Origin of the sequence: Desulfitobacterium sp., from assembly GCF_035539115.1 — a bacterium.
Classification (GTDB): domain Bacteria; phylum Bacillota; class Desulfitobacteriia; order Desulfitobacteriales; family Desulfitobacteriaceae; genus Desulfitobacterium_A.
Genome location: NZ_DATLJA010000010.1, coordinates 48,927 through 60,471 on the forward strand (window position 1 = coordinate 48,927; position 11,545 = coordinate 60,471).

12 protein-coding genes are annotated in these 11,545 nt (G+C 46.1%); 1 reads left to right on the plus strand and 11 read right to left on the minus strand.

Features of this window, described 5'->3' with window-relative positions; all coding sequences use genetic code 11:
• Positions 1-65: 65 nt before the first annotated feature.
• The 10 genes from dprA to VM640_RS01475 form a co-directional block, all read right to left on the minus strand.
• Complete coding sequence (gene dprA, locus VM640_RS01430; RefSeq protein ID WP_325389171.1) at positions 66-1,229, minus strand: DNA-processing protein DprA; 1,164 nt, start codon at positions 1,227-1,229, stop codon at positions 66-68.
• Between the two features lie 77 nt (positions 1,230-1,306).
• Positions 1,307-2,218 (minus strand): non-homologous end-joining DNA ligase, encoded by a 912-nt coding sequence (ligD, locus tag VM640_RS01435; RefSeq protein WP_325389173.1) that lies wholly within the window; start codon positions 2,216-2,218, stop codon positions 1,307-1,309.
• A 164-nt stretch (positions 2,219-2,382) separates the two neighbouring features.
• Entirely contained in the window at positions 2,383-2,619 is a 237-nt protein-coding gene (locus tag VM640_RS01440) for a hypothetical protein (protein ID WP_325389175.1), read from the minus strand.
• Positions 2,620-2,766: 147 nt separating this feature from the next.
• Positions 2,767-3,699 carry an ATP-dependent DNA ligase gene (locus VM640_RS01445; RefSeq protein ID WP_325389177.1) on the minus strand — a complete coding sequence of 311 codons (933 nt, stop codon included), beginning with the start codon at positions 3,697-3,699 and terminating at the stop codon, positions 2,767-2,769.
• Between the two features lie 25 nt (positions 3,700-3,724).
• Positions 3,725-4,645, minus strand: a complete 921-nt coding sequence (gene ku, locus VM640_RS01450) for a non-homologous end joining protein Ku (RefSeq protein WP_325389179.1) — start codon at positions 4,643-4,645, stop codon at positions 3,725-3,727.
• 126 nt (positions 4,646-4,771) lie between these two features.
• Positions 4,772-5,371 carry a DUF3786 domain-containing protein gene (locus VM640_RS01455; protein ID WP_325389181.1) on the minus strand — a complete coding sequence of 200 codons (600 nt, stop codon included), beginning with the start codon at positions 5,369-5,371 and terminating at the stop codon, positions 4,772-4,774.
• 168 nt (positions 5,372-5,539) lie between these two features.
• On the minus strand, positions 5,540-6,469 hold the full coding sequence (locus VM640_RS01460; protein WP_325389182.1) for an ABC transporter permease: 930 nt from the start codon (positions 6,467-6,469) through the stop codon (positions 5,540-5,542).
• Positions 6,466-7,536, minus strand: a complete 1,071-nt coding sequence (locus VM640_RS01465; RefSeq protein ID WP_325389184.1) for an ABC transporter permease — start codon at positions 7,534-7,536, stop codon at positions 6,466-6,468. Before VM640_RS01465 ends, VM640_RS01460 begins: the two co-directional genes overlap by 4 nt.
• A 1-nt stretch (position 7,537) precedes the next feature.
• Positions 7,538-9,052, minus strand: a complete 1,515-nt coding sequence (locus VM640_RS01470; RefSeq protein WP_325389186.1) for an ABC transporter ATP-binding protein — start codon at positions 9,050-9,052, stop codon at positions 7,538-7,540.
• A 134-nt stretch (positions 9,053-9,186) separates the two neighbouring features.
• Positions 9,187-10,242 carry a BMP family lipoprotein gene (locus VM640_RS01475; RefSeq protein WP_325389188.1) on the minus strand — a complete coding sequence of 352 codons (1,056 nt, stop codon included), beginning with the start codon at positions 10,240-10,242 and terminating at the stop codon, positions 9,187-9,189.
• Positions 10,243-10,487: 245 nt separating this feature from the next.
• Here VM640_RS01475 and VM640_RS01480 point away from each other — a divergent pair, with 245 nt between their 5' ends.
• Positions 10,488-10,661, plus strand: a complete 174-nt coding sequence (locus VM640_RS01480; protein WP_325389190.1) for a small, acid-soluble spore protein, alpha/beta type — start codon at positions 10,488-10,490, stop codon at positions 10,659-10,661.
• Positions 10,662-10,723: 62 nt separating this feature from the next.
• On the opposite strand, the gene VM640_RS01485 is transcribed toward VM640_RS01480, so the two are convergent.
• Positions 10,724-11,392 carry an amino acid ABC transporter ATP-binding protein gene (locus VM640_RS01485; RefSeq protein ID WP_325389198.1) on the minus strand — a complete coding sequence of 223 codons (669 nt, stop codon included), beginning with the start codon at positions 11,390-11,392 and terminating at the stop codon, positions 10,724-10,726.
• Between the last annotated feature and the right edge of the window lie 153 nt (positions 11,393-11,545).

Here is an 11,545-nt window from a genome sequence, read left to right on the forward strand (position 1 = left end):
TAAAAAGAGTTAAACCCTTTTAAGCTTAAAACTAGCCTTATAGTAACTTCTTTTCTTTAGTATGTCTAGCACTTATGAGCTAATACATAACGTTGACCCGGAAGTTGCTCAATTTCTCCGGCCAGTTGTAATTCGAGTAAAAGAAGTGCAACCTGTGAGGAGGTTAGTGAAGATTGCCAAACGATCTGGTCGATATGCAGGGGGAGGTCGCTAAGAAAGGACAAGATTTCCAACTGTTCAGGCAGGTTTTTAGTTCGCTTGGAGTCCAGATTATTCACACGCTTCGAATTATCTTTGCCTATCATCTCCGTATTTAAATCACGAGGAGCAAACGAAAGTTCGGATAAAATATCTTCAACGTCCTCTACCAGTTTTGCTCCCTGACGTAGCAACTGGTGACATCCTTTACTTTGTCCACTAAAGATCGGCCCAGGTATCGCAAAAACTTCCCGCCCTTGTTCGAGGGCACAATCAACCGTAATTAACGCCCCACTTCGTAGTGCCGCTTCAACAACGACAACACCCTGGGCAACGCCACTAATCAATCGATTCCGCATCGGAAAAAACTGCGGTTCAGGAGGAACGCCTGGGGGAAATTCACTCAGAAGGGCTCCTTCAAGAAGGATCTGCTCCGCCAATCTCCTATTCTCCGGTGGATAAAGATAATCCAAGCCGCTCCCCAAAATTGCCCAGGTTTTACCCTTACCCGCTAAAGCTCCTTTATGGGCGGCCGTATCAATTCCCCGAGCTAAACCACTGACAACAACAAGCCCTTGCTTAGCCAACTCTTTCCCCAGAAATTCCGCGGCAGCCCGTCCATAGGGTGTTGCTTTACGTGAACCCACAATGGCTATTCCTTCCTCACCCGGCTCAAGCTTGCCTTTGTAATAGAGTAAAGGGGGTGCATCTGCCAATTCACGCAGCAAGGCCGGGTAATGTTTTTCTTCCGGAATAACCGTCTTAATCTCTTTTTGTGCTAAATCGTTCTCAATTTGCCTGGGATCGAGTTGAGACCGCTGCTGAATCAGAAGATTGACCCAGGATTCGGTTCCTAACTTTCTTAGCCCGTTTTCCGTGGCCTGCCAGGCTTTGAGCGCACTTCCGAAGTAGGCGATCAACTGGCGTAACCGTCCACTACCTACCCCTGGAATAGAATGGAACGCTATCCGGATAAGCTTTTCCTCAAGGATATCGCTCTCAGCTCGTGTTTTATTCGAAACCATTGTCATATCTTTCCCTCCCCGAGCTCAAAATTCGGTATTCTGGGAAGGTTCTCCTGCTACAAAGTATGTCGAAATTCCCTTGTTTAGGTGAAATAGTGTAGAATAATATTAAAATCCGTCTTTTCCTTCATAATTTGGCTCAGATCTCCGACCATTGCTAAACGTTTCTTTAAATTTCTCACGTTGAACTGTGAGGGGTCAACCCCTGCCACGACCTCCTCCCAAAGAAGCGGTGTCGAAACCTGTCCTTGGACTGTGGGGCGAATACTATAGATTCCTGCCATTGTTTTTCCCCGACCATTTTGCAAATAATCAAGATAGATTTTTCCCTCCCGTTTTCGAATACTCCGTTCAAGTGTACAGGCTTCTGGGCGCTGTCCTAACAAAAATCGGCACACTCCTTCTACGCCGCGTTGGACCTCAGCATAAGAGAACTGAGGAATCAACGGCACTAAAATGTGGATCCCTTTCGAGCCCGAAGTTTTAACCAGAAATTTGATTCTGAGTTCGCGGAGAATTTCTCCTAGCCAGCGTCCAACCTGATATGCTTCCTGGATCCCTGAGGGGGGATCTGGATCGAGATCAAAAACAGCCCATCTCGGTCGCTCTGGATGATCGATCGTCGAAGCCCAAGCGTGAATTTCGATACACCCTAGATTGATCAAGTAAATTAGCGTCGACAATTGATCACAGACAACATAAGTTAAACCAGATTGAGAATGAGTGTCATTATAGCGGGTCACCCATTCGGGTGCTTGAGGCGGGCACTCTTTTTGATAAAAAGAATCGCCATGAATACCTTCCGGAAAACGTACCATGACGAAAGGGCTACGGGCAATGTGGGGCAAGATATACGGAGCCATGTCTGTATAATATTGCAGGACTTCCCCTTTCGTAAGTCCGATTTCCGGAAAATATACTTTGTTTAAGTGACTGACGGACAAAATATGCCCGTTTACATTCACGGGAAGAGTTTCTTGGTTTAGTTCGGGCATATAGGCCTCCATTACCTAACTTAATCTACTTTATTTTCATTTCGGGCTAGACCCCAATTCCGGTACTAAGCACCATCGGAGGTGAAAAAGTCTGGGTTGTGTAGCTTGTGGGTCAATATTCATGCAATCCTTCGAAGCAAGTTACGATTACAGTAAGTGAGGACTCAACGCAAGCAGGCCCCAAGCTTGGGCAAAACTGCTCCTAATATAGCGGGACGAGTCACAGGGCCGAAAGCCTCCGGTGACAAAATTCTCCGGTGGAGAGTTTTGGCCAAGCCGCATGCCTCAGAAAATTGCTTACCGGCGCAGGATCGGGTTTCGCCCCAAGCCGCCTGCTCAAGAAGGCATTCCAACGGCGAAGGGTCGCCGACCGTGAGCCAAACAAGTGCGATACTCTCCACTGGAGACTATCGAGACGGCGAATTGGGAGGGCCTCCCGCAACTTGTATCAAGCAGTTATGCCCTTAGCTTGGTCCGCGAGCGTCCGTCCGAACGTTTGTAACGTAACTCTGCTTGCAAGAACCCCATAAACAATCTATTTGACCACATCACTCCAGTAGACACTCATGAGGAGGAACTTGGATTAGGGCCTGAATACTAGGTTGCCTCAGTGTTCCTCCTTCTGTCCATTCCAGAAACTTAACTTTCACCGTCTGCTGTGGTTCGACCCAAAACGCTCCTTGGAGGCGCGATGGTTGATTGATGAATGGACTGCTTTCCTGCATTAGGGGTAATAGTTGGCGCGTTAACTCCTGCCATTCGGCTTGCGTTAGTTTGCCGCTTCCTGCATGTCCGATATACCAAAGTCGTCCCTCCTCATCATAAGCTCCTAACAACAGAGCATTAACCACCTTCCCGCGCAGAGTTACTCCACCGATAACGGCCTGAAGATCTCGGTAATTTTTGATTTTTTGCCAGCGCTGATCCTTACCTCCCAGGACATAGGCCGAGTGAAGGTCCTTACACACAATTCCTTCCATTTCTTGCGTCTGAATCGTCTGAAATAAAGAAGTACTAGCGGGGAAATTATCAACTGGGTGAATTTTTTCCGTTGTTTGAAAAATCTTCTGCAGCAGACTCTGCCTTTCTTCAAGCGTTCGTGAAATGACCCACGCACCGTTGTAAAAGAGAATATCAAAAATCATGTACTCAACCGGAACATGGCGACGCGCCCATTCCAAATTCTTCAGCCTTCTTAAACCGTCCCGCTTCATCACCCGGTGAAAGGAAGGTTTGCCTTTCTCCAAAGCAATCACTTCGCCATCTAAGATAACGGAAGAAGCCTGACAGTATGTCCTAATGTCCGTTAGCTCCGGGAATTGAGCCGTCCGTTCATTCTTTTTACGGTTAAATAGCCGAACCGAACTTCCATCCCAATAGGTCAAAATTCTTACCCCATCCCACTTGATCTGAGCTACCCAGTTCTCTCCCACCGGAAATTTCTCCGTTCGCACTGGTTCAAAGGGAAGGATTGGATCCATCTTTTTCCTCCTTGCTTTGCTTACCCTATGCTCCTTTGGCACGACTTGCTTTCCTTCGGCGTGGTGTTAGAGTCGACTTCTCTTGATTCGTTGGTTTCACCTGCGTTGTTTCCGTTTCAATACCTTGATCCCCAGTCCGATCCAGCTTTCCGTTAGCCGCGACTCTAAGCTCTGGTTTTCCTTTTTCTTGTTCAGTAACGGCCAGGCTCGCGCGCAGCGCTTCCATCAAGTCAACCACTTTACCAGGTTCAGGTGCAGCGATAACCTTATACGTTTCGCCAGCGACCTTCCGCTCAATCATTTCTCTCATCTGCTCACGGAGCTCATCCCGATACATTTCTGGATCGAAGGGTACCGCAAGATTCTCGATCAATTGCTGCGCCATTGCAATTTCGGTCTCTGTCGGGGTAACCTTGTCCCAAGTCACTTCGAGATGTCGAATTTCTGCCGGATAATACATCGTTTCCAGAATCAGTCCTTCATCGAAAGATCTTAGGCAGGCTAAATATTGTTTAGAACGCATGGTGAAACGAGCAATTGCAACTTTACCTGTATCCGCCATCGCTTGACAGAGAAGACGATAGGCCTTCTGTGCTGTATCTTCTGGTGTTAAATAATATGACTTTTGGTAGTAAATCGGATCCACTTCTTTGAGATCGATAAAGTTGAGGATATCAATCGAGCGGCTCATCGGCTGTTCCAACGCTTCTAAATCCTTATCCGCCAAGAGGACATACTGATCTTTTTCATATTCGTAACCTTTGACGAGATCCTCGGGTTTGACTTCAAGATCACAATGTGGACACTTTTTGATATAACGAACCCGATTATGGCAGGCCTCATGAAGATAGTTAAAGTGAAACTCCTGGGATTCAGTCGCGGCATGCATTTTTATCGGCACATTGACAAGGCCAAAACTAATTGATCCTTTCCATAAGGTATGCAATGGAGAAACACCTCCTTCAGGTTTTAGTGTAGACCAGATGAATTTGTTCCATACAATACAATTGATCTATAATAAAAAAAATCCACCACTCCTAGACAGGAGGGTGAATTTTAGCGACATGGAGGTCTACTCTGCATATTTCTTCAGCGTCATAACAACAAAATTCGCTAAAACAGCATAGTCCTCGGTGGAGAGAAATTCCGAGGCCGAGCTATCGAATAAGATATTTCCTGAGGCCGGGAATTCCTCATCGCCACCCCAGAGTACAAGCGTTACAGGCACTTTAGGGAACACTTTCAGTGTTACCGCTGCATCCCCCAGCTTCACCGGAAGCCCATCGACGCGTTTTCCGATATCAAGTATACGTTCCGGTTGCTCGCCAAAAAACTGGACCATTGGACGAATCGCCCGGTTGGTAAAAGGTTGAATGTAAATTCCGCCACCAGGAAGCTCTTTATAGGAAATGAATTGTCCGGACACATTTGTTTGGACTGGATTCGCCAAATAATGCAAAATGAGAATCTGGGCAAAGATCGGGAGTTCTCCCTCTAATTGAGGCTCAGGTTCGAATCTTCCTGAAGGATGTTCCACTGTAAATTGTTGTCCAAGGAAGTGCACCTGAATTTGGGTGTCGACCACTGGATATCCTGAAAACTGAGCAATTTCTTCTAACGAAGTTTGTTGAAAGCGGGTCAATGCCGTTTCATAGGCTGCATCATAATTCATCCTCTTCACCCCCACCTCTATCTTCGATCCATTGGATAATGTCCAAGCTCCTTAATTCTAGGGACTCCGCCCTCACTTGAACGATCTTTTGTTGATAATGGAACTCCTTGCTGGCGCTGAGTTTATTATAGCATTTTCTCCGGGAAGACAATTTTTCGCCTCGCTTTTTTATTGTCCATCCGGCCGGTAGGGAATTCCATCGGCTGCTGGAGCAGTGCTCCGCCCCACAAGGCCGGTTAAAGCAAGAATTGTTAAGGCATATGGGAGCATTTGAATAATATTCGCTGAGATTCCCGTCCCCTGCAGTACCATACTCAGGGCCATTGCGAAACCGAACAAAAGAGCCGCTCCCAGTGAACCAAACGGAGTCCATTTACCAAAAATCATGGCAGCCAAAGCGATATACCCCCGACCGCTGCTCATATTCACTTCAAAGCTATTCAGTAAGCCTAAAGATAAATAGACTCCCCCTAAACTCGAAAGCATTCCTCCTAGGATTACCCCTAAATAACGGATCTTCCTGACATTGATCCCTGCTGTATCAGCCGCTTGCGGGTTTTCGCCAACGGCTCGAACTCTTAAACCTAAATTCGTATGGAAGAGAAAATAATGAGAGGCGATGACTAGGACGAGCATTAAATAGACCACCGAATTTTGCTGTCCAATAATCGGTCCAAGATACGGAATATCCTTGACCAGTGGTAGGGTTATATTGGGCAGAGCCAGAGTCTCACGTGGAGTTCCCCCATAGCCAAAAATTGTGTTTAATAGAAAGGCCGTAAGCCCTGCAGCAAAGATATTGATCCCCATCCCCACGATAATCTGGTCCGCGCCGATGTTGATCGTGAACCAGGCGAACAAAAGTGAGATGAGACCTCCCATCATCACTGCTCCCACTAAGCCGAGCCAAGGATTATGGGTCAAGTAAGAAAAAAGAACGGCAAAAAAGGCCCCAATCAGCATAATCCCTTCCATAGCAATATTAACAACACCGCTGCGTTCCGAAAACGTTCCCCCTAGAGCAGGTAGCGCAATCGGAGTCGCCATAGCTAACGTTGCTGCCCACAATTCCGGCTTGGCCAGTTCATTTAAAATCATACCTTCAACCCCCCCTTGCTCTCGGTTAAGTTACGTTTGACCGTGCGTTTGCGTTGGAAGATAGCTCCGAATTCTTTGGCAGCAACCAGAAAGATGATAATTCCAGAGATCATTTCCGTGAGGTGAGCAGGCACGCCAGAGGCAATTTGCATCGCTTGACCACCGGTTGATAAGGCAGCAAAGAAAATGGCCGCTAAAATAACGCCAAACGGATTGTTATTCGCCAGCAAGGCCACGACAATTGCGGTATACCCGTACCCCGAAGAAAAGCTGTCATAGAGACGATGCTGGACACCTAGCATTTGGACTGCTCCTGCTAAGCCAGCCAGTGCACCGCTAAGGAATAAGGCGAGTACCATATTAAACGATACATTGATTCCTGCGTACTTGGCCGCCCGGGGGTTTAGACCCACCGTCCGCAAGCGGAACCCTAAAGTCGTCTTATAGATAATCCAGTACACCACGCAAGCTGCAACAAGTGCCACTACGATTCCCCAGGACAACTGCGTCCGTTCAACGAGCATCCCTAACTGGGCCGAGGGTAGAATCATCGGAGACTGTGGTGTATAACCTGGAGCCATCATGGGCCCACCTTCCAGCATGTAATGGCTTAAGTAAATGGCAATATAACTCATCATCATCGTTGTAATAACCTCATGTGCACCGACCAAGGCCTTGGCTAAACCAGGAATGATCCCTGCCCAGAGTCCAGCAACCAACATACCGACTAAAAAGGCCAAACCGACATGAAGTACTGGAGGTAGACCTGGTAGGGAATATCCGATCCAGACCGCGGCCATACTTCCCATCCAATATTGCCCTTCAGCCCCAATATTGAAGAGTCCTGCTTTAAAGGTGATCGCGACCCCTAAGCCGGAAAGTATAAGAGGAACGGCGTTAGCTAAGGTATTCGCGAAATTGACTTTTGTCCCAAACGCACCCACAAATAAAGCGCCATACGCCTGAAGTGGGTCATGCCCAGTTGCGATCATTCCAAGTGCGCCAATAAGAACCGCTATCCCAACCGCAATTAAAGGGGTAATGATTCCTTGAACTGCCTTATGCATCTTACCCCTCCTTCTCCAGGCCTACACCTGTCATTAGTAATCCCAATTCTTCTTTCGTTACTTCCCCACCCGGCAGAATGTCCATTAGCTTGCCTTCATGAATAACCCCGATTCGATCGGAAAGTGCCATAATTTCATCGAGTTCTAAGGACACAAGCAAAATTGCCTTGCCCTCGGTACGAAGATCAAGGAGCTTATTGTGAATAAATTGGATCGCTCCAACATCAAGCCCGCGCGTGGGTTGAGCCGCAATGAGGAGCTCCGGGTCCCTGCTTACTTCCCTGGCGAGAATAACCTTCTGTTGATTTCCACCGGAAAGATTACGTGCTAACGTTTGCGTTTGGCGGGGGCGAACATCGTAGTCTTCGGCCAAGCGATTCGAGTGCTGCTCAATCACCTGTTTCTGCAATTGTCCTGCCCTGGCATATGGCTTTTGCGCAAAATCCCGCAGCATAAAATTCTCGGTAAGTTTAAAGTCCATCACTAACCCATCTACCTGACGATCCTGTGGAATATAGGCGATTCCGGCATTGATTCGTTGGCGTACCGAGGCTGTCGTAATCTCTTTTCCGTTGAAGAAGATCTGGCCACTTTTAATGCGTGTAATCCCGGTAAGAGCATTCACAAGCTCAGCTTGCCCATTGCCATCAATTCCGGCGAGCCCAAAGATTTCTCCTCTCTGAATTTCAAAGGAGCACCCCTTTACCTTGTCGATCCGGCCGGAAGAAACCACGCAGTTCTTAACTTCGAGGATCGGCTCTCCAGCCTTCTGAGGAGGTTTAGAGACCTGAAGGATAACCTCATGGCCAACCATTAAGTTAGCCAGTTCCTGTGGGGTCGTGGCTTTGGTCTCGAGTGTAGAGACCGCTTTTCCTGCTCTCATTACGGTTATGCGGTCCGAAATCTTCTTGACTTCATCAAGCTTATGGCTAATAAAAAGAATGGGTACTCCTTGCGAACGGAGTTTATCCATAACTAAGAAAAGTTCCTCTGCTTCTTGAGGAGTGAGCATAGCCGTCGGTTCATCTAAAATTAAAAGTCTGGCTTTACGGTAAAAAACCTTCAGAATTTCTACTCTCTGCTGCAAACCTACGGTCAAGTCTTTCACCTTCATCGAGGGGTCTATCTCCAGATGATATTGTGCTGAGAGTTCCCGGACCAGGGCTTCATTCTCCTTGCGCCGGTAATGTACCTTTCCTAGTTCTCCGCCCAGAACAATATTCTCAGCCACGGTCAATTCCGGAATTAGCATAAAATGCTGGTGAACCATGCCAATTCCTGTTTCAATCGCCTGGCGGGGGCTTGTAAACTGAAGTTCTTTACCGTAAAGCCGGATTGTGCCGAAGTCTGGTTTATATAACCCATAAATTATCTTCATGAGCGTTGATTTTCCAGCCCCGTTTTCACCCAGGATCGCATGAATCTCCCCTTCGGAAACCTCCATATTCACGTGATCATTTGCTAATACTCCCGGAAATTCTTTTGTAATCTCTTTCACTTCCAAGCAAATGTGCATTGCACCCTCCCTGTTTTGCGCATTCAATGTTGAGTGAAGAAAGGGATTGCCCCACTCTTGAGGCAATCCTTTTGCTTTTCTTCTATTCTAATACTTCATCTTGAACGTCATTTATCTTAATTCTTTGTACCTTTTTACAATTTCGGAACTTGCGTGGAAACTTTAATTTTGCCTTCTTTGATTTGTTTTGCTGCATCGTTCACTTTATCCACAATATCTTGGGGTACTGTTTTGATCGGTGCCGTAAAGGCCACACCATTATTGTTCAAATCGAATAATACATTACCACTCTTGAATTGGTTATCTAAGGTCGCCTTAATCACGTCATAGGTCGCAACATCCATCGCTTTCGTCGCACTAGTTATGACCGTCTCTGGAGCCACAAAATTTTGATCCGCATCTACACCGATTGCATAGACTTTCTTTTCTTTGGCTGCATCGAGTACCCCGGTTCCTGTCCCGCCTGCGACTTGAAACACAATATCTGCTCCAGCTGTAATTTGACTTAGAGCCGTTTGCTTGCCGAGGGCAGGATCATCAAATTTACCCGTGTAATTGAGTTTAACCGCAATATCTGGATTAACGCTTCTTGCTCCTTGGATATAGCCCGCAATATAATCAGTGACAGGTGGAATCTCCATTCCGCCAACGACTCCAATCGTATTCTTGCCTGCCATATTGGGAATACCTTGTGCTTTTTCCATCAGCCCTGCCATCATGCCTACCAAATAACCGGCTTGCTCGGTTTTAAATAAGGCTGATGCAACATTGGGGCGATCCGTAATAGAGTCGTCGATGATCATGAATTTAGTATCCGGATAGGTTTGCGCTACTTTTTCAACCGCATCATGCATTAAGAAGCCTACAGCAATAACCAAGTTATACTTTTGCTCCGCGAAACGACTTAAGTTGGTCTCATAATCCGTCATTTGCTTTGATTCAACAACGCTTTTCGTAATACCGAGTTCTTTTTCTGCTTTTTCTACTCCCTTGTTCGCAAGAGCGTTAAAGCTTTTGTCATTCAGACCTCCAACGTCCGTAACCAATGCCACTTTAAAGTTAGGGTTTTTCTTTGCGCTATCCGTCGGTGTGTTCGCGGCTGGAGCTGTGGCTGCTGTACCACACCCCGCTAGAATTAAGGCACAAGAGAGAATAACAGCGAAAAGCTTAATCAAATAAGGCTTTTTCAAGAGACTACCTCCTTGTATATTAATTTTATTCAAACTTAGTATTCTTTATATTTAGTTAATTTCCTTCTTTCTGATAACTCAAGATAGTAAAATAATCAAACACCTTGTATATCGAAAAATTTTCCTTCTCGTGATTATCTTATGCGTGCATATTATTCGTAAGAAGGTGTTAAACTAAAGTTGCTTTGTAACACTACAAAGTAAAATTTATTTCTATTGTCCTGCAAAAGAAAGGGGGAAGCTCAATGTCTAAAAGTAACCGAAGTACCATGTCTGAAGGTCTTAAACAACAGATCGCGCAAGAACTTGGATTTGGGGATACCGTAAGACAGGAAGGTTTTGGAGCGGTTTCTTCAAGGAATTGCGGGAATATGGTGAAAATGGCGATTCAAATGGCTGAACGAAACATGCTGCATTAGTTTTTTATGTCTATGGAAACAAAAGAGGGGTGTCTCATACGCAATTTTGAGACACCCCTTTTTCAATCCTCTATTAGATTAAGAAATTGTTTAAGTCGTTGATTTGATATATTATTAAAAAATTCTTGTGGGGAACCTTCCTCAAGGATAACTCCTTCATCCATGAAAATAATTTTATGAGCAACATCTCTGGCAAAACTCATTTTATGTGTCACTACGACCATCGTCATCCCTTCGAGGGAAAGGTCTTTCATGACCTTGAGCACCTCTGCTGCAAGTTCTGGATCCAAAGCAGACGTTGGTTCATCAAACAGGAAGACAGAAGGCTCCATAGCCATAGTCCTGGCGATAGCCACACGTTGTTGCTGTCCACCGGACAATTGGTAAGGGTAGCTATCTTTTTTCTGGGATAAGCCGACTTTTTCCAACAGGGCCTGTGCCCGTTCTGCGGCTTGAGTCTTGGGCCGTTTAAGTACGGTTACCTGGCCTTCCATAACATTTTCAAGCGCAGTCATATGCGGGAATAAGTTAAATCCCTGAAAAACCATGCCCGTCTGCTTGCGCAAAGCTAGAATTTCTGTTTGTGATAGGCGTTTATTGAGATTAAAATTAACTTCTCTCCCTCCGATCGTCAAACTTCCTGACGTCGGCGTTTCTAATAGATTCATGCAACGTAACAGAGTCGTTTTTCCAGAACCAGAGGGTCCAATGATGACTATGCCGCACCCCATTGTCAAGACACAATTTCTGAAATGTAAGTTATCTCCTTTCCATTCCATTTATTAGAGGTCGTTCTAGGGTTGAATTTTGGGAAAAGATCTCTAGGGTAAGGCTTGACATGGGACCCTACGTCGGATGCTTCCATGGGTCGAGGAATGAGGCTC

Bases quoted from the DNA above. Each gene is read 5' to 3' on its own strand.
- dprA (WP_325389171.1), bottom strand. From the start codon at position 1,229: ATGACAATGGTTTCGAATAAAACACGAGCTGAGAGCGATATCCTTGAG.
- ligD (WP_325389173.1), bottom strand. From the start codon at position 2,218: ATGCCCGAACTAAACCAAGAAACTCTTCCCGTGAATGTAAACGGGCAT.
- VM640_RS01445 (WP_325389177.1), bottom strand. From the start codon at position 3,699: ATGGATCCAATCCTTCCCTTTGAACCAGTGCGAACGGAGAAATTTCCG.
- VM640_RS01455 (WP_325389181.1), bottom strand. From the start codon at position 5,371: ATGAATTATGATGCAGCCTATGAAACGGCATTGACCCGCTTTCAACAA.
- VM640_RS01460 (WP_325389182.1), bottom strand. From the start codon at position 6,469: ATGATTTTAAATGAACTGGCCAAGCCGGAATTGTGGGCAGCAACGTTA.
- VM640_RS01465 (WP_325389184.1), bottom strand. From the start codon at position 7,536: ATGCATAAGGCAGTTCAAGGAATCATTACCCCTTTAATTGCGGTTGGG.
- VM640_RS01470 (WP_325389186.1), bottom strand. From the start codon at position 9,052: ATGCACATTTGCTTGGAAGTGAAAGAGATTACAAAAGAATTTCCGGGA.
- VM640_RS01480 (WP_325389190.1), top strand. From the start codon at position 10,488: ATGTCTAAAAGTAACCGAAGTACCATGTCTGAAGGTCTTAAACAACAG.
- VM640_RS01485 (WP_325389198.1), bottom strand. From the start codon at position 11,392: ATGGGGTGCGGCATAGTCATCATTGGACCCTCTGGTTCTGGAAAAACG.